Consider the following 17,253-nt stretch of genomic DNA (forward strand, 5'->3'; position numbering starts at 1 on the left):
GTGGAGGTTCAGCGGCGGGCGGTGGCCAGGCTGTCGCGGCAGGTGGTGTAGGCAGCGAGCTCGTCGCGCGCCGGCGCCACAACGTGGCTGTCGGCAACCTTTTCCAGTTCGGTGCGGAGGGCCTTGGCGACCAGCCGGCTGCGGCGCGCCGCTCCGCTGGTGGCGAAGAGGCGGCAGGCGAAGGAGACGCCGACTCCCAGGATTGCGCCGCCGACCAGCATGATCGTGGCGTACGGGATGCCGTTCCATTTCGGCAGCGGCGGATCATCCAACTGCAGGAAGCCGAACACGGCCATCGCGGCCAGCCAGAGCCCACCGCCGAGCGCCACCAGGAACAGCACCCACTGGATGAACCGCATGGCACTCCACCAGCTCGGGTTGTTGCTCGCACCGAGGTCGGTCCGGGCGACTGCCTGGTCGAGCTCGTCGCCGAGCGACTCCTCCCGGCGGCGGATCGCCGAGCGAACGGAGTCGGCCCACGGGCGGGACAGCCCTTCGGCGGCCTTGTTGGTGATGGTGCGGACGGCGGTGTCCATCCGGGCCCGCTGCACCGGAGTTGCCGCAGGCAACGAAGAGCGCGCGATCGCGACCTCGTGGGACGCCGACTTGCGCAGCGCCTTGCCTTGTTGCCTCGACACCTGATCCAGGTGCAACCGTCGCAGCGGATCCGGCCGGAACCGACCGAGCCACTTGGTGACCGGCCAGCCCGTCGCGGCACCAGCACGCTGCTGGTAGGAGCGGCGTACCGCATCGACCACGACCGGGACACCACTCGCGTCGGACAGCGCGTCGACGAGCTCGGTGATGTCGCTCTTGGCGATCTCCGGAGTCTTGGCATTGCCACACTGGCTTGCCATCCGGTCCGCCACGCGATCGACATCAGCGGCGAGCCGTTCACGCGCGGCCCGCTTGTTGTTGACCCGCTTGACCAGCAAGGCGCGCAACTCGTCCAGGCCGTCGCCGCTCACCGCAGAGGTGGCCACGACGTTCGGCGACTTGAGGCCGTCCGCCTTGAGCAGGCGGTCGAGGTCGTTGAGGCAGCTCTTCCGCTGGTCCGGCGTGAGCTTGTCGATGTGGTTCAGCGCGAACACCATCACACCGGAGTGCGAGGCGAAGGGCTTGATGTACCGGTTGTGCAGCGCGGCGTCGGCGTACTTCTGCGGATCGACCACCCACACGAGCACGTCGACCAGCTCGACAAGCCGGTCGACGATCAGCCGGTGCTCGACCTCGGTCGAGTCGTGGTCGGGCAGGTCAAGCAGCACCAGACCGTCCAGGTCCTCCGACTGTGCTTCCTCCAGGGAGCTGCGGTGCTGCACCTGGTGACGCCGCGGGATTCCCAGCCAGTTCAGCACTTCGCCGGCTGGCTCCTCGCCCCACACGCAGGCGAGCGGCATCGAGCTCGTCGGCCGGCGGGTACCGATCGCGGCCAGGTCGAGCCCGGTCATCGAGTTGAACAGCGACGACTTGCCGGAACCCGTCGCACCGGCCAGCGCGACCACGGTCAGCTCGCCGGACATCCTGAGACGATGCCCGGCCCGCTCCACGATCTGCGTGGCCTCGGTGAGTACCACCGGGTCCAGCCGGCCCTGACCGGCCTCCGCGGCCGCCTCCAGTGCCTCGATCTTCGTCAGGACATCGGTCGAGCCCCTCACCAGGCCTTTGACCGTATCCACAATTCCCGTCACGTGCAGTCCTCCACCGCGCGCGCGGCCTCCGTCAGTTGCCTGGCCGCCTCGGGATCGACCGGATGCTGGTCGAGGACAGCCAGATAGCGGGCGAATTCAGCATCCATCAGGGCATGAACCCTACCGTCTAAATCTTCGCGAGCCTTGGTCACCAGCGTCCGAACGGCCTGATCGCCGAAGACTGCCTCCAGCAACTTCTGCCCCACCACGGCGGTTCCCGCGCCCACACCCACCTCGGCACCGGTGATCCCGGCCGTACTGGCGAAGATCACCACCATCAGCGAGAGGCCCAAGCCGTTCACGCCGTACGCAAGGATGCGCGCGGTCGAGCGCTTGTCGGCGCCCTCCTTGCGGACCAGGTCGAGCACGTAGCCCTGCCAGTCGCGGACCGCGCGACCGGCCGCGGCCGGGAAGTCCTTCGACATCCGGCCCAGGTCGCGGTCGCCGGCGGCGAGCAACTGGCGGCCCGGAGCCGTGGACTGCCACGACTCCTCGGCCCGTTCGGCGGCCGCCTCCGCGTGCTCGCGGAGCAACGACTCCAGCCCGGACTCGACCGCGTCGTTGAGATCCCGGGTCGGGGGCGGCTTGCCGACGACCGTCGCCTTCATCTTGTCGCGCATCCGGCCGACGTTGGTCTGCAGGCCCTTCAGCAGTTCGCCGGTGCCGACGAACTCCTGCCAGCGGGCCAGCACCTCACCGCGCAGCAGCGTGCCGTCCTGCGTCGCCTTCGCGATGTCCTTGACGGCCCGGTCGTACGCCGTCTCCGCCGTCGACCGCAACTCGATCATCGTCTCGGCCTGCGCCCGGACCGCGGTCGCGAACGCCGGCGTCTTCTTGACCATCGCCGTGACCGCGCCGTGCAGGGTACGACGGACGACCGCCGCGCGAGCCTCCGCGTCAGCCGCCAGGTCGATCAGCCAGTCCTTGATCGAGGCAACGGTATCGGCCGGCAGCATGCCGTTGCCGTCGACAACCGTCTCCCGGATCGAGAACAGCGGCGAGTCACCCAGCCCACGCTCGAGCAACATCTGCGCGAGGTGCCCGGTGATGTCGTCGATGGTGTCTTCCGGCGCCCGGTCCAGGACCACGGCGACCGCCGTACTGCGGTCGGACGCACTCTGCAGGAAGTCCCACGGGACGGCGTCGGCGTACCGGGCGGCCGTGGTGACGAACAGCCAGAGGTCCGCTGCCGCCAGAAGCTGGGTGGCGAGATCGCGGTTCGCCTCGACCACCGAGTCGATGTCAGGAGCGTCCAGGATCGCCAGACCCTGCGGAACGGTGTCGGCGGCAACCAACCGCAGCTGACCCGGGTCCTCCGTTCCACCCGGGCTGTCGCCGCTCGACCGCGCCATACCAGGCAGCACCCGATCGCCGGCGAACCACTCCGCGTCGGCCGGGTGGTGGATCAGGACGGGCGAGCGAGTAGTCGGACGCAGCACACCGGGCTCGCTGACGACCTTGCCGATGATGGTGTTCACCAGCGTCGACTTGCCCGCGCCGGTCGAGCCGCCGACGACCGCGAGCACCGGAGCCTCGAGCTGTACCAACCGCGGCAGGATGTAGTCGTCCAGCTGATCCAGCATCGCCTTCTGCTGCTGACGAGCCTCGTCGGCCCCCACCACATCAATCGGCAACTGACTAGCAGCCACAGCCCCACGCAACCGCATCAGCGCCGTAATCAACGCCATCGCAGCCTGCTCAGCAGCCATCCGCTCAGCCATCTGCTCAGCAGTCAGCTCCTCAGCAGCCTCCCCCTCAGCACCCTGCTCCGCATCGGATGCCGCGTCACCCTCCGCACCGGACTGCTCAGCCGCCGCGCCCGCCTCCTCGGCCGAGCCCTCAGCCTCCGCGTCAGCCGACTCGTCACCATCAGACTCCGCGCCCTCGGACGCAGAACCCTCATCGGACTGCTCAGACTGGTCAGCCGCCGCGCCCGCCTCCTCGGCCGAGCCCTCAGCCTCCGCGTCGGCCGACTGCTCGCCCTCGGACCCCGCGCCCTCGGACGCAGAACCCTCATCGGACTGCTCAGACTGGTCAGCCGCCGCGCCCGCCTCCTCGGTCGAGCCCTCAGCCTCTGCGTCAGCAGGCTGGTCACCATCAGACTCTGCACCCTCGGATGCGGACAGGCCGTCGGACTGGTCGGCCGCCGCTTCGGTTTGCTCGGAGGTCGCGTCAGCTTCTGCTGCCGCCTCAGCCTGGTCAGCACCCTCGGGCTGCTCGGTTGCCGACTCTGGCTTGCCGGAGGCTACTCCGGCGTGCGCAGGCGCCTCGTCGGACTGCTCAGCCGTTTCGGACTGCTCGGATGCCTCGGGCTGCTCAGGTGTCTTGTCTGCCTCGTCCGATGCGGCCTCGGCATCTATAGGAGCCGGCTGGTCATCGGCTGGCTGCGCCTCTGTGGACTCAGGTCCCGCCTCGGACTGCTCGTCGGGCTGCTCCGGGGCCTCGGGCTGGCCGTCCGTGGACCCTGCTTCTGCGGACTCAGGTGTCGCGTCGGGCTGCTCGGACGCGGTTTCGTCATCGGACGGACCCGGCTGGGCGTCGTCGCCGGTCGGGGTCGATTCGGCCGAGTCAGCTGGGCTGGTCTCGTCGGACGCCTCTGAGGCGGCCTCTGCAGGCTCCTGTAGCGCCTCGGCGGGCTCGTCTGCGGGTTCGCCCTGGGTAGAGGTGTCAGCTTCCGCCTGGGCGGGCTCAGGTGCGTCGTCGTCTGCAGCGTCCGGAGTGCCTTCAGCCGCGGCCTCCGCGGGCTGGTCGGCCGATGTCGACGTCGGGTCGGCTTCTGCCTGAGCCGCGGACTCGGCGGGCTCGTCGGTAGCGGGTTTGGCTGCACCCGACTGCTTCGGCAGACCGACGATGATGTTGCCGAACTCCAGCGGGAAGCCGTCCGGCGACTCGTCCGGCTCGTAGACGACACCCACGGTCCGGCGTGACGGCTCATCCTCGGCGGGCTCGGCGGCAGCCTTCTCCGCCGCAGGCGCGTCAGCAGCGGACCCCTCGGCAGAGACTTCCTCGGCAGGCGAATCGTCGCCGGCACCCTGTCCGGCGGCAGACTGCCCGGCAGCTGATTCCTCGGCAGCAGGCTGCTCGGTGGTGGCAGCGTCCTCGGCAGCTGCTACGTCGGCAGCCGCCGAGGACTCGGCGTCCTGAGCTTCACCAGCCGACGCGTCTGCTGTCCCGTCGGCAGTTGGTTCCTCGGCCTTCTCGGCCTCCGCCTTCGCCTCGGGCGCCGCCTCGACGCCGGCCTCGGACGTCTGAGCCTGGGACGACTGAGATTCGGGCGTCTGAGTTTCGGGCGACTGCGCCTCGGGGGTCTGAGCGGTGGTGTCCGGTGCCGCCGCGTCTACCTGGGGCGTGGGCTCGGTCGGCTTCGGCTCGGGGTCGGCGGCGGGCGTCGTACCAGGGGGTGAGGTCGGGGCTTCCGGCGTACTGGCGGACTTGCGGCGCCGGCGGCGCCAGAAACCTTTGCCTTTGGCATCCGACTGGGCGATCAGGTTCGCCAGCTCCTGGGCAGGCTGATCCCGGCCCGGAACCCGCGGCTCCGAACCCTCACCAGCTGCTGACCTGGTGTCAGCCACGGTGTCCGCCCACGAGCACAGAGTGCCCGGTCGGACAGCGCAGAAGCAAAGTCATCGTCATCCCCGTTTGGCGGCGTGGACGGGTGGCAGTCACTGCGATGGTGGATACGGACCGTATCCCCCCGGCGGTCCTTGCTGACCAGGGGGTCCCGGTGGGTAACCGGATTGGCTCACTGGGTAACCGGCTTGACCCGAGGGATACCCCGCCTGAGCGGGCGGATAACCACCGGGCGGCGGACCGCCCGGTGCCGTGGGCCCCGGAGGCGGCGGCCCCTGCGGTCCGCCCGGCCCAGGGAACTGAGGTGCGGCCTGGGCGAACGCAGGCATCGGCGGGAACGGCACGCTCGGGCGCCGGGCCCGCAGCTCGTCGAGCAGCCGCTTCTCGGTCTGCAGCGCGTCCGGTCCGATCACCTGGCGGACGATCTTGTCCCGCAGGTAGGCCAGGTCGGTCGCGTTCTGCTGGAACGCCTTCGCGGCCGCTTCGGCCTCGGCGCCGTACCGCTTCGCGTTCTGCCGCAGCGCCTTGCGGCCGCGCAGTGTCGCGATCAGCGGTACGTCGGGGGCGACCAGCCAGCCGAATCGGACGTAGTCGTACAGCCGGGACGCGATCATCTTGCCTTCCCGGGACCGCATCACCAGGGCGAAGACGACCATGCCGATGAAGATCGGCACCATCAGGAACAGGTAGGCCATCAGGAAGCCGGTGCCGTTGGCCCAGCTCGCGACCGCGTTCCACAAGCCGTGCGCCAGTACGGCGGTGAGGAAGCCGACGAGCGGGGCCAGGTAGCGGACCGCCGTACTTCGATGTCTGACCGCTATGCCGATCCCGATCGCGGTGAACGAGGTGAAGAGTGGATGCGCGAACGGGGAGAGGAAGCCGCGTAAGAAGAACAGTACGAACACACCACGCAGGCCGGCGTCGCTGCCGGCCTCCTGCGAGAGCTCACTGAAGATGCGGCCGTAGTAGAGGATGTTCTCGGTGAAGGCGAAGCCGACCCCCACCATCCCGGCGTACACCAGTCCGTCGATGATCCCGTCGAACTCCTTGCGCCGGATCAGCGCCAGCAGGAGGATCACGGCCCCCTTCGCGAACTCCTCCACCGGTGGCGCGACGAACACGGCCGACCGGAAGCCGCCACTGCCGGTCTCCTCCAGCAGCATGGACACCTTGGTGTTGATGAACAGTGCCACCAGTGTCGCGATGAAAGCACCCCAACAGAGCGCGAACAGGATGTACTTGGTCGGCTCCGGTTCGTAGCGGTCCAGCCAGAGATACAGCGCGATCACCGGGATGACGGGGACGAACGCGAAGACCAGCCCCCAGGTGAAGCCTCCCGTGCCGGTCGACTTCGCCACGATGCTGAAGATCACCAGGCCCGCGATCGCGAACACGACCGCGATCACGATGCCGATCAGGATGCCCTGGTTGCGCCGCTGGCCGGGGACCGGATGGCTGCCGAGTACGTTCGGCTGCGGGTACGGTCCGCCTGGCGAGTACGCCGACCCCGCCGCGGGTTGCGGCGAGCCGGCCGGGCCGGGTGAGGGGTAACTCATGCCCGCAGCCTAGTTGGAGACCCGATCCGGTGGCAGGACCGCCCACGCAGCGTTACCGGGATGGAACGACAAGCCTGTACTTCGACCCGCCCAGCGGTAACCCACGCGCACGATCCACCTCCCATCTGAGAGACTCTTCCGTGCCACGCGCCCGTAGCTCAGCTGGATAGAGCGTCGGACTTCTAATCCGTTGGTCGCAGGTTCGAATCCTGCCGGGCGCGCCTCGTGTGACCAGGGCAGATGCAGGCGGCGGCATCTGCCCTGGCTCCTCTCTGGAACAGATTTTCGAACACCCCGGCAGCGGCACCGTCTGAATCCTCACCCATCCGCGAACCCGGGACCCGTCACCGTCACCCGCAAACAGGCATAGCCCCGGACAGACAAGAACCCCAGGTCAGCTGCAGCGTGGCCTGGTCTGGTGGCGCGCTCCTTGGGCCCTCGCCCCCCCTGCCTGGTGCTGCGCACGCTTCAGCAAGTCTTCGTGTAGCGCCGATCGCCGAAGTTCTCCCGCCACTCCGCTGCGGTCAGATCGCGCCCAGCCATCCGGCAGGCGGTGTCGACGGCGTGCCCCGGTCGGGTGTCCCAGTGATAGACGCCGTCGTCGTACGCGGCGACCGCGACAGTGTGGCCGTCTGGCAGGAAATCGGCGGTGACCATGTGCGGGTGGGGCGTCTCGATCGAGCCGAGCAACGCCGCGGTCTTGCCGTCGAAGAGACTCACGCCGGCGTCGAAGCCAGCCGAGACCAGCAGCGAACTGTCGGGCGAGAAGGCGATCCCGTTGACAAAGCCTTGATGGACGAGCTGCGGTGCCGCGATGTCCTTGCCGGTCGCTGGATCCACGATCAGCACCTCTCCCTCCTCACTGCCGACGGCCACCCGCGTCCCGTCCGGGGCGAATGCGACGATGCTGGGGACGCTCATCGAGAAGCTCCCACGCCGGACCACCCGGCCCGCCATCAGGTCGACCAACGCCCAACGATTGGAGTCAACGTCAAGCCGGTCCGAGATGTGGCGGCCTCCGATCACCACGAAGGCGGACCGATTGTCCGGGCTCGCCGACAGCCAGGCGACAGGACCACCAACCTGAACGGGCTTGCTGAGCTCGCGGAGCGTGGCTCCATCCAGCAGCCTGGCGAGGCCGGACTCGTCACCAACGACCAGGCGGCTGCCGTCCAGTCCGCTGTAGTCGAGATCCAGCACACTGGCGGCCGCCACCTTCCGGTTGGCCAGCAAGCGACCTGTCCGGGCATCCTCGACAAAGACCTTCCCGTTCGAATCGCCCATCGCGAACCTGTCTCCATGCGGGTGCCAGGTGCCGCAGGATTGTGTCGAGACGCCGATCTGGCTCGCATCGAAGCGGACGACCTTTCCGGTGGCGCTGTCGACAAAGCCTCCGGCGGCCGGACCCGGGTCCAAGTAGCCGGCATCGTAATCGAGAAGCCGGAAGTAGCGGCTCCCGCCGGGAGCAATAACGCGACATCCGGACTGGAAGTTCTGCGCGGTCCGCTGCCAGCTGACGTAGCGATGTCGCCCGGGCAGATCCCAGCTCCGGATGGCACCATCGCCTCCCGACGTGTAGAGCGTATGGTCATCCGGGCTGAACCCTGCCGTAAGAGTGCCACTGTCAGGGATCCGCATCTCCTCCAACGGCTTTCCGCTCGCGGTGTCCCACACCACGACGCGATAGTCGGCTCCGGTCGACACCAACCACTTGCCGGTGTGGGAGAACCGCACATGACGGAGTCCGCTCGTGTGCTTGCTCAAATGATGCACAGTTGCTCCCGTCGACGCGTCGAGCACCAGCACATCTCTGTACTTGGCGCTGGAGGTGTCCTTGGCCTCCCACGCGAGTGCGAGTGACTTCCCGTCGGGACTGACGTCGGCGTCGACGAAGGCGAGATCGGCTCTCGACCAGAGCTGCTTGCCGGTGGCAACTTCGTAGGCGGCCACCGGCTTCGTCAGATAGAACCGATCGCCGGCCGGACTGAGTACGACATCCTGAACAGCTACGGCTGGAAGCGGCATGACCTTTCGCAAGGCGGGCGAAGCGCCAGGCGTGATGGTCCAGACGAACACTGCACCGGCGCTGAAGTCGCTGGTCGCGCCGTTGCCGTAGTACTGGATCATCGCTACGAGTGAGCGTCCGTCGTGGCTGTACCCGACGTGCGTCGCACGAGCAAGTGTCTTGGTAAAGCCCGGAAGTCGGCTGCCGGTCGGCTTGAGCGTCGTGGGATCGAGCAACAGGACTGGTTCCGTGGTTGGTGGCGGCGTCCCGACCGCGAGCACCCGACCGCCAGGGCTGAGTGCCATCGGGCCCAGGAAGTCCTGGTGATGTGCCCCACCCGATCGGTTCGGCGGCTCGTACGAGGCGATGGGGTTTCCGGTGGTCAGGTTGTGGCTGAGTACATGGTTCGTCGCGGTGTAGATGAATGCCTGGTGTCCATCCGCGCTGACCTCCAGGCCGTAGGAATTCACCCGTTTGGTCTCGAGGGACCTGATCAGCTGCGGGTGTTTCGCGAGCGCTGCGAGCAAGTTCGCTCGCGACTCGGGCGACGGGTTCATCCGGACCGCGGCCACCGCGAGGAGGAGTGAGGTGTCGATGTCGCTCTGTACGACGGCCTTCGCACCGGCCCGGCCGGCCGCGGCGATCGTCGCGGACCGTTCCGCTGCAGCCGCCTGGCGATCGGCTCGCTGTGCCTGGCCGGCCGCCAGGAAGCCGGCGATCAAGGCACCGACCAGCAGGGTGGCGGCCAGGGCGAGCGCGGCACGGAGCCGCTGGTTGATCCTGGCTTCATGCCTGGCCCGGTTCTCGGCCGCACGGAGTTCCGCATCTGCGAGCTGTTTGCTCGCGGTGAGGAAATCTTGTTCCGTCGCGGTCAGGTCGGGGGCCGCCTGGTCGCGCCACTGCCATGCCTTCGCGAGGCGGACGCCGCGGTACAGCTCGCTGTCCGGGCGGCCCAGGGAATCCCAGGAGTCGGCTACCTGGGTGAGGTGGTGGAGGATTTGCTGGCCTTCGAGGTCGTCGTCGAGCCAGCCGCGCAGTCGGGGCCAGGCTCGCGCGAGCGCCTCGTGCGCCAGTTCGACGACGCCGTCGTCGCTGGTGACCAGGCGGGCGCTGATCAGCAGGTTCACGAGCTGATCCGACTCCGGGCCGGTGACGACCGAACGCCGCGGCAGCCGGCTGCGCACGGGCTGACCGTCCGGCCCGGGCGTCACAAGACGCAACAGCAATGCCTTTAGCATCGGCCGTTGCTCCGGGGTGAGCTGTGCGTAGACCTGCTCCGCCGACTGCGCCACTGCGCCCTGGATGCCTCCGGACGCGCGGTAGCCCGCGACTGTCAGGGTCCGGCCTTCTCGGCGTTGCCAGGTCTCGGCCAGGGCGTGGGACAGCAGCGGCAAGGCGCCTGGCCGGCCCGCAGCCTCAGCCACCAGCAGGTCGACCAGTCCTGGTTCGACGATCAGGGAGGCGAGTCGCGCGGGCTCGGTGATCGCTGCTCGGAGCTCTGCTTCGGACATACCGGTGAGCAGGTGCAGCCCTTCTTCGATGGCATGGGCAAAGCCCGGATGTGAGGAGATGTCTGCGAGCCGGTCGGCTCGGAACGCCAGGATCAGGGCCGCACCGGTAGCGTGCTCGGTCAACCGGGCCAAGAAGGCCCGCCGCTCGCCTTCGTCCTGACACAGCGAGAAGACCTCCTCGCACTGATCGACGACCAGAGTCGGCCGCGGCCCAACGCCCGGCAGCGCGGCAGTGAGCGCCTTCATCGGATGGAGCCCCGGCGTGATCGCAACGACATGGCCGCCGTCGGCACGCAACGCTGCGGCGACGCCTGCTCGGATCAGTGAGGACTTGCCACAACCGGACGGACCGGCGACAGCGAGGATCGAATGATCGGACAGCTTCCGCAATCCGGCAGCGACCTCGGTGTCCCGGCCGAAGAACAGTTCGGCGTCGTCCACGTCGTACGGCCTCAGCCCTTGGTACGGACAGGCCGCGCTCGGTTCCGGCAGAGCGCTCGGACTCGACAGCGCCGGATCCTGGCGCAGGATCGCCTGCTCGAGCGCGTCGATCTCCGGGCTCGGGTCGAGCCCGAGCTCGTTGTCGAGGACCACACGCAGCCGTCGCAGAGTCTCCAGCGCCTCTCCCTGCCGGCCGGCCTGGTACTGCGCTGTCGCGAGCAGGGCCCATCTCCGCTCACGCAGCGGCGCCTCCGCGGTCAAGGCCTTGGCCTGGCTCAGGACCCCGTCATGGCCGCCGGACCGCAGCGCGGACTCGATGTACAACTCCTGTGCGAGCTGCCGTAGTTCGGTCAGCCGGGCCAGCTCGATCCGGGCGCTGTCCCACTCCGCGATCTCCTCGAACGGCGTGCCGCGCCAGAGCGTCAGTACGTCGGCCAGCACGACCGCCGCGCGTTCTGCCTCGCCGGCCGCCAGCAGCGCACCAGCCCGTCCGACCGCACGCTCGAAGCGCTGACTGTCGATCTGGTCGTGCGGGATGGTCAGCCGGTAACCGTCCGGTGACGTCTCGATCGAATGGCTGCCGAGCGACTTCCGAAGCCGGACCACACAGCCCTGGATCACCTTGACCGCCGAGGCGGGCGGTCGTTCTCCCCACAGCGCGTCAGCGAGCACCCCAGCGCTGACAACCTCTCCCGGATGCACTGCGAGTGCAACCAGGACGACGCGATCGCGTCGTGCGAGGTTCCTCCACTCCCCCTCGATGGTTAGTGGGCCGAGTACGGCGATAACCACGCTTTCGACAGTCCACCACTGTCAGGCACCCGTCAAGGCGACTGATACCGCGCTGATACCGCTGTCCGCCGCCCCGATACCGCCGCGCGCGACAACAGTGCCAACACCTCGAGGCGCATCTGGATCGTCGACCACGGAGGTCCCGCCGACAGAGGAGAGGAAGCCATGACCAACGCCGTACGCACCACGAAGCAGTCCATGACCACCCGGCTCGCCCGGTTGGCCGCAGGCGCCGCAGTCAGCGTCGCCTTCATGACAACCGCCGCGCCGGCGATGGCGCAATATTCACCCGAGCCGGGTGACGTGTACGTCCCCGCGCCCGAGCAGCCGGAACCCGCTGTCGACGTGAGTTCAGCCGCGCTCGGTGCATTGGGCGGCATCGCACTGGGTGGCGTAGGTCTAGGGATCGCGTCCGGCATCCAGCGCCGCCGCGACCACTCGACGGCGCATCCCGCCTGATCGCCGACGACGTACCGGGACCCGTGCTCTCGGGCTCCGGCGAGGACGGCGCCCCAGCGCCGCCCGCCGCCGGGGCCCTTGATCCACAACAGCCGAAACCGGCGAACTGTCGGCAGTCGCGCCCGTCGCTGTTGCACTGCGGCACACCAGTCCAGCTCAGCCGCAGACCGGTCTCGGCACTGCGGAACGGCATCGAGCGGTCCGGGGTGTGGGCAACGAGGTGCGAGGCGACGATGCGGTGGGGATCTGGCGCCGCGGGAAAGCGACTGAAAGCGAATTGAAAGCCGCGCTTGGCAACGTTCGGAGGGCAAATCCACGTCGCCAAAATGCGAGGAGAACCGATGAACAGATCATTGATCAGGTCGATCTCGAGTGCTGCACTGGCCAGCGGGATCGTCGCCGGAACGGCAGTGATCTCAGCACCTGCCGCTCACGCCGCCACCTGCACGCACTATGTCGGAATGAACTACTCGGCCGCATTCGCCTACTGCGCAGCCGGGCCAGGCATCACCGAGTACCGCGCGGTGGCCTACTGCATCGCCATCAGTGGCTACAAGTGGGTGGCATTCAGCCCCTGGACGAGGGAGGGGCAAGGCGGCGTCTGGGCGTGGTGCTCTCCTGATCGCGCCTACGACTCGGGTGTGCAGTACCGCTGACGTCGATCAGTGGGGGGTCAACGGTTCGAGGTCCCGGACGGTGTCCTGCCCGGACCTAATCCTGCAGGCTTTGGGGTGCCACCGGCGGTCAACAGCGGTGCCGCCGGCTAGCGCCTTCCGTGGCCGCGGCTCGCCGCCGGTCGAGGCCCAAACGAGTGCTCCACTGGGCCTCGGGCTGGTAGGCGAGCCGGCCACCACCTACGACTGGCAGAGCCGGCTGATACGGCAAGTAGATTCGACCGAGGCGCCCACGGACGAAAGGACTCGGCTATGAGTCGTGTTGTCGTGATCAACTTTGTTTCTCTGGACGGGATCATCCAGGCGCCGTTGAGGGCGGACGAGGATACTGACGGCGGTTTCGCCCACGGTGGCTGGGTCCACCCGTTCATGGACGAGACCGTGGCGACGTTCATGAGTGGCGCGACCAGCCGGGCGGCCGGCCTGCTGCTGGGCCGGCGTACGTACAAGAACTTCGTCGTGGACTGGGAACAGACCGACGCGACCGACCCGGCGATCGCCGCGATGAACCGGATCCCCAAATACCTGGTCTCGCGGACGCTGACCGATCCGTCCTGGCACAACACGATCCGGCTCGGCCCGGACCTTCCGGCCGAGGTGCAACGGCTTCGCGATGGCGGAGACGGAGAGATCCTAGTGTTCGGCAGCGGGCAACTGGTGCCGTTACTGCACCAGCATGACCTCGTTGACGAGTACCGGCTGTTGATCTTCCCGATCCTGCTCGGCAGCGGGAAACGGATGTTCGCCGACACGGCCGGGCTGACCACGTTCCGGCTCACCGACAGCCGGGTCAGCGACTCGGGCGTGACGATCAACTCCTACCGTCGTACCCGTTCCGACTGATCCGGCACGCTGCGGCCGACAGCGCTAGGTGGCGCAGACGGGTGCCGCCGGGGACCGCTTGGTGAGGAGGAACTGGTCCGTCGCGTCATCGTCTCGATCCAACGTTCGATTGACCAGCCGGCAAAGGTTGTGTCGCCTTCTCGCCTCGGGTCAGCCGCACATTGATTGCCCAAGGCAACCTCATCCTCCTCGGGCCCTGTTTGTTGTCGGTATCTCAGCGTAGGTTGGCGTTGCCGACCCGCCGTCGAACGCAGACGACATCATGAAAGTAGAAGCAGATGGACTCTCACGACGTATTCAGCACAGAAACGGCCGGACTGGCTGGTGTGGCGCCCACGGGTGTGGTGCGACTGCGTGACGGCGATCTGCTCGAGCTCGGCATCGGTGCGGTGCGCAAACGCATCGAGGGCTCCGAACTGCGCATGCTTGCCTACAACGGGTCCATCCCGGGCCCGACCCTGCAGGTGGATCAGGGGTCGGAGATCTCGGTGCGGGTGCGGAACGAAGGTGACGTTGAGACGACCGTGCATTGGCACGGCCTGCGGTTGGAGAACCGGTACGACGGGGTCCCGCACGAGACTCAGGAGCCGATCGAGATCGGTGGGTCGTTCACGTACAAGGTGCAGTTTCCCGACGCCGGCCTCTACTGGTACCACCCGCACATGCGGGAGGACTTCGCCCAGGAGATGGGCCTGTACGGCGCGATCGTCGTCGAACCGTCGGACTCGACGTATTGGCCTGCGGTCGACCGGCAACTGACTCTCACCTTGGACGATCTGCTGGTCGAAGACGGACATATCGCGCCGTTCAACCGTTCCGGGCCGACCTTCACCGCAATGGGCCGGTTCGGCAACGTCATGCTGATCAACGGGGAGACCCAGTTGTCCGGCCACGCGACGCGGGGGGAGGTCGTGCGCCTGTATCTCGTCAACACGGCCAACACCCGGATCTTCAACGTCGCCATCCGCGGCGCCCGGGCGAAACTGGTCGGCGGCGACAGCGGCCGGTACGAGCGCGAGACGTTTGTCGAGGCGGTACTGCTCTCCCCCTCGGAACGCGCGGTCGTCGACGTACTGTTCGACACTCCCGGGGACGTGCGATTGGAGCATCGCACGCCGGACCGGGTATACGACCTCGGCGGATTCACTGTCACCGATGGCGCCGACGGCGATGCTGCTGCGTCGTTCGAGGAGTTGCGCACCGACCCCGACCTCACCGCCGAACGCCACTCGATCGGACCCGACCTCGACCGGCCCCCTGACAAGGTCCTCGCCTTCCTCGCCCGCATGCCGCTCCTGTACGGCGCAGACGACGTACCAGCATCCAGCTACGCCTGCCCGATGCACCCCGACGTCACCGCCACCGAACCGTCGACGTGCCCAAAGTGCGGCATGAAGCTGATCCCCTCCACCGCGACACCGCAGGAGGGTGCAGTGCACGACGGCCACGATCACGGCGATGGCCTGGAGTGGGAGGACCTGATGCCGGAGATCAACCGCGCATCGGATCCCGGCAACATGATCTGGCAGCTCGTCGACCGGGAGACCGGCGCCGAGAACGAAGCCATCACGTGGGCTTTCGCCGTTGGCGACCGGGTGAAGATCCGACTGGTCAACGAGATGGACTCCGACCATCCGATGCACCACCCGTTCCACATCCACGGCGCTGGTCGCTTCCTCATCCTGTCCAGGGACGAGGAGCCGGAGGCCAACCTCGTCTGGAAGGACACCGTCCTTGTCAGGGCCGGCCAAACGGTGGACATCCTGCTGGACGTCTCCAACCCAGGGCTGTGGATGGCGCACTGCCACATCGCCGAACACACCGAGAGCGGGATGATGTTCAGCTTCAACGTGGCGCGACGTCCCGAGCCGGCGTCGTCATGACGGACATCCTGGACGTGCTGGTCATCGGCGGCGGCCAGGCCGGCCTGGTGATGGGCTATCACCTGGCCGAGCGTGGGCACCGCTTCCTGATCGTGGACGCGGGCGCGGACATCGGCCACGCGTGGCGCTCGCGATGGGATTCCCTGCAACTGTTCACACCGGCCCAGTTCGACAACCTGCCAGGGATGCCCTTCCCCGCCACGAGGGACACCTACCCCGGGAAAGACGACGTCGCGGACTTCCTGCAGGCCTACGCGGCCCGGTTCCAGCTACCGGTGCAGTTGAACACGACCGTCGATTCGCTGACCAGGAGCGACGACAGGTTCGTCGTGACGACGGGGCGAGGCGACGTGCAGGCACGGCAAGTGGTGGTTGCCACCGGCCCCTTTCATACTCCGTTCGTCCCACCGATCGCGAACCGCCTCGACGCCGACATGCCCCAGATCCACAGCGTGGAATACCGCCGACCCCAAGCCATCCCCGCCGGAAAGGTCCTGGTCGTAGGGGCCGCGAACTCGGGCTGCCAGATCGCCCTGGAGCTCAGCGCCACCCACACCGTCGAGCTGGCAACCGGCCAACGGATCCCGACGATCCCCCAGCGGCCGTTGGGCCGCGACGTGTGGTGGTGGGCGAGCGGGATCAGACTGGACCGAGTCACCGTCGGCTCCCGGCTAGGAAAGCGCCTGTCCGGGCGAGACCAGGTGATCGGCGACGGCCCGCGACAGCTTGCCAAGCGACACGGCGTCCGAATCCGCGCCCGCGCGACGATGGCGACCGGCCGGACCGTGACCTTCGCCGACGGCACCGCGTCCGAGTACGACGCCGTCGTGTGGGCGACCGGATTCACCGCCAACTACAGCTGGATCGCCGTACCCGGCGTACACGACGAACAGGGACGCATCCTGCACCAACGTGGCGTCACCCCATCGCCCGGTCTCTACATGCTCGGTCTGACATGGCAGCACACCAGAACCTCCGCCCTCCTCGGCTGGATAGGCTCCGACGCCTCCTACCTGGCCAACCAAATCGCAACCGCATCAGACAACCTCACCGGACACCAACTCCACCCCTAGGCGAAGCTGAAGGTCACCAGCGGGTCAAGGCCCGTCGGGCTCTGACGGGGCCATTGCGCACCCTGTCGACCAGGCGTATGCCGGGGATGGGGGTGTCTTCGAAGTGCCTCCCACCAACCATCCGGGGAGGGCACCATGAAGCGATCTCGTGCAATGACAAGTGCGGTGGCAACACTGGCCGGCTTGGCCTTGGCCGCGGTCGGTACGACGGGCGCCTCGGCCGCGCCGACCGAGTGGCAGACCTTCCGCGACCCGCCGTATACCGAGGACCTCGACGACTTCTGTGACGTGCCCGGCCTCACGGTCCACCTCGAGGGCGGTTCTGAGGGTCGGGAGAGGTTCACTCCCCACGGCGTCGACGGTCTGCTCCACCTCCAGGTGCAGGCGCAAGACACTGAGGTCTACACCAACCGAGCGAACGGGAAGTCGGTGACTTGGGTCACCGAGAGGCAGGGCCAAGAGCTCCACGTTACGGATAACGGCGACGGCACGCTGACGTACGTCGTGAACAACACCGGCAACGGCGTGCTGTACGCCGAAGACGGCACAATCCTCGCCCGCCAGGCCGGTCTGTTCCGCTACCAGATCGTGTACGACTATGCCGGCACCCTGACGGACCGATCCGACGACATCAAGATCGGGCGACCTGTCATCCTCAAGCAGACCGGCCGGCAGGACGACCTCTGCGCGGCGATGGTTCCGGCGATCAGCTAGCGGCCAACAGGTCCGGCCAGAGAAGCTGCGGGTCAGAGCGGCGT

Annotated in this window: 10 protein-coding genes and 1 tRNA gene; 7 read left to right on the forward strand and 4 right to left on the reverse strand. The window is 67.9% G+C overall.

Features of this window, described 5'->3' with window-relative positions; all coding sequences use genetic code 11:
* Positions 1–8: 8 nt before the first annotated feature.
* The 3 genes from EV652_RS04440 to EV652_RS04450 form a co-directional block, all read right to left on the reverse strand.
* Complete coding sequence (locus EV652_RS04440; RefSeq protein WP_199237990.1) at positions 9–1,688, reverse strand: P-loop NTPase family protein; 1,680 nt, start codon at positions 1,686–1,688, stop codon at positions 9–11.
* On the reverse strand, positions 1,685–5,260 hold the full coding sequence (locus EV652_RS04445) for an AAA family ATPase (protein ID WP_132207611.1): 3,576 nt from the start codon (positions 5,258–5,260) through the stop codon (positions 1,685–1,687). Before EV652_RS04445 ends, EV652_RS04440 begins: the two co-directional genes overlap by 4 nt.
* Positions 5,261–5,350: 90 nt before the next feature.
* On the reverse strand, positions 5,351–6,814 hold the full coding sequence (locus tag EV652_RS04450; RefSeq protein ID WP_132207612.1) for a PrsW family intramembrane metalloprotease: 1,464 nt from the start codon (positions 6,812–6,814) through the stop codon (positions 5,351–5,353).
* A gap of 147 nt (positions 6,815–6,961) precedes the next feature.
* Here EV652_RS04450 and EV652_RS04455 point away from each other — a divergent pair.
* Positions 6,962–7,035: transfer RNA gene (locus EV652_RS04455), tRNA-Arg, on the forward strand.
* Between the two features lie 247 nt (positions 7,036–7,282).
* Here EV652_RS04455 and EV652_RS04460 read toward each other — a convergent pair.
* Positions 7,283–11,563 (reverse strand): nSTAND1 domain-containing NTPase, encoded by a 4,281-nt coding sequence (locus tag EV652_RS04460; protein WP_132207613.1) that lies wholly within the window; start codon positions 11,561–11,563, stop codon positions 7,283–7,285.
* Between the two features lie 165 nt (positions 11,564–11,728).
* Between EV652_RS04460 and EV652_RS04465 the strand changes: the two genes are divergently transcribed.
* From EV652_RS04465 to EV652_RS04490, 6 genes are all read left to right on the forward strand, one after another.
* Positions 11,729–12,022 carry a hypothetical protein gene (locus EV652_RS04465; RefSeq protein WP_132207614.1) on the forward strand — a complete coding sequence of 98 codons (294 nt, stop codon included), beginning with the start codon at positions 11,729–11,731 and terminating at the stop codon, positions 12,020–12,022.
* A 341-nt stretch (positions 12,023–12,363) separates the two neighbouring features.
* Positions 12,364–12,678 carry a hypothetical protein gene (locus EV652_RS04470; RefSeq protein ID WP_132207615.1) on the forward strand — a complete coding sequence of 105 codons (315 nt, stop codon included), beginning with the start codon at positions 12,364–12,366 and terminating at the stop codon, positions 12,676–12,678.
* A 270-nt stretch (positions 12,679–12,948) separates the two neighbouring features.
* Positions 12,949–13,539 (forward strand): dihydrofolate reductase family protein, encoded by a 591-nt coding sequence (locus EV652_RS04475; RefSeq protein ID WP_132207616.1) that lies wholly within the window; start codon positions 12,949–12,951, stop codon positions 13,537–13,539.
* Between the two features lie 278 nt (positions 13,540–13,817).
* Complete coding sequence (locus tag EV652_RS04480) at positions 13,818–15,422, forward strand: multicopper oxidase family protein (RefSeq protein WP_132207617.1); 1,605 nt, start codon at positions 13,818–13,820, stop codon at positions 15,420–15,422.
* A complete protein-coding gene (locus EV652_RS04485) occupies positions 15,419–16,495 on the forward strand; it encodes a flavin-containing monooxygenase (RefSeq protein WP_132207618.1) in 1,077 nt (358 codons plus the stop codon). Before EV652_RS04480 ends, EV652_RS04485 begins: the two co-directional genes overlap by 4 nt.
* A 135-nt stretch (positions 16,496–16,630) precedes the next feature.
* Positions 16,631–17,209 (forward strand): hypothetical protein, encoded by a 579-nt coding sequence (locus tag EV652_RS04490; protein ID WP_132207619.1) that lies wholly within the window; start codon positions 16,631–16,633, stop codon positions 17,207–17,209.
* Positions 17,210–17,253 lie beyond the last annotated feature (44 nt).

The organism is Kribbella steppae, assembly GCF_004342025.1.
GTDB lineage: Bacteria > Actinomycetota > Actinomycetes > Propionibacteriales > Kribbellaceae > Kribbella > Kribbella steppae.

Coding starts and splice junctions, on each gene's coding strand:
- EV652_RS04470 (WP_132207615.1), top strand. CDS start 12,364: ATGAACAGATCATTGATCAGGTCGATCTCGAGTGCTGCACTGGCCAGC.
- EV652_RS04490 (WP_132207619.1), top strand. CDS start 16,631: ATGAAGCGATCTCGTGCAATGACAAGTGCGGTGGCAACACTGGCCGGC.
- EV652_RS04465 (WP_132207614.1), top strand. CDS start 11,729: ATGACCAACGCCGTACGCACCACGAAGCAGTCCATGACCACCCGGCTC.
- EV652_RS04450 (WP_132207612.1), bottom strand. CDS start 6,814: ATGAGTTACCCCTCACCCGGCCCGGCCGGCTCGCCGCAACCCGCGGCG.
- EV652_RS04480 (WP_132207617.1), top strand. CDS start 13,818: ATGGACTCTCACGACGTATTCAGCACAGAAACGGCCGGACTGGCTGGT.
- EV652_RS04475 (WP_132207616.1), top strand. CDS start 12,949: ATGAGTCGTGTTGTCGTGATCAACTTTGTTTCTCTGGACGGGATCATC.
- EV652_RS04485 (WP_132207618.1), top strand. CDS start 15,419: ATGACGGACATCCTGGACGTGCTGGTCATCGGCGGCGGCCAGGCCGGC.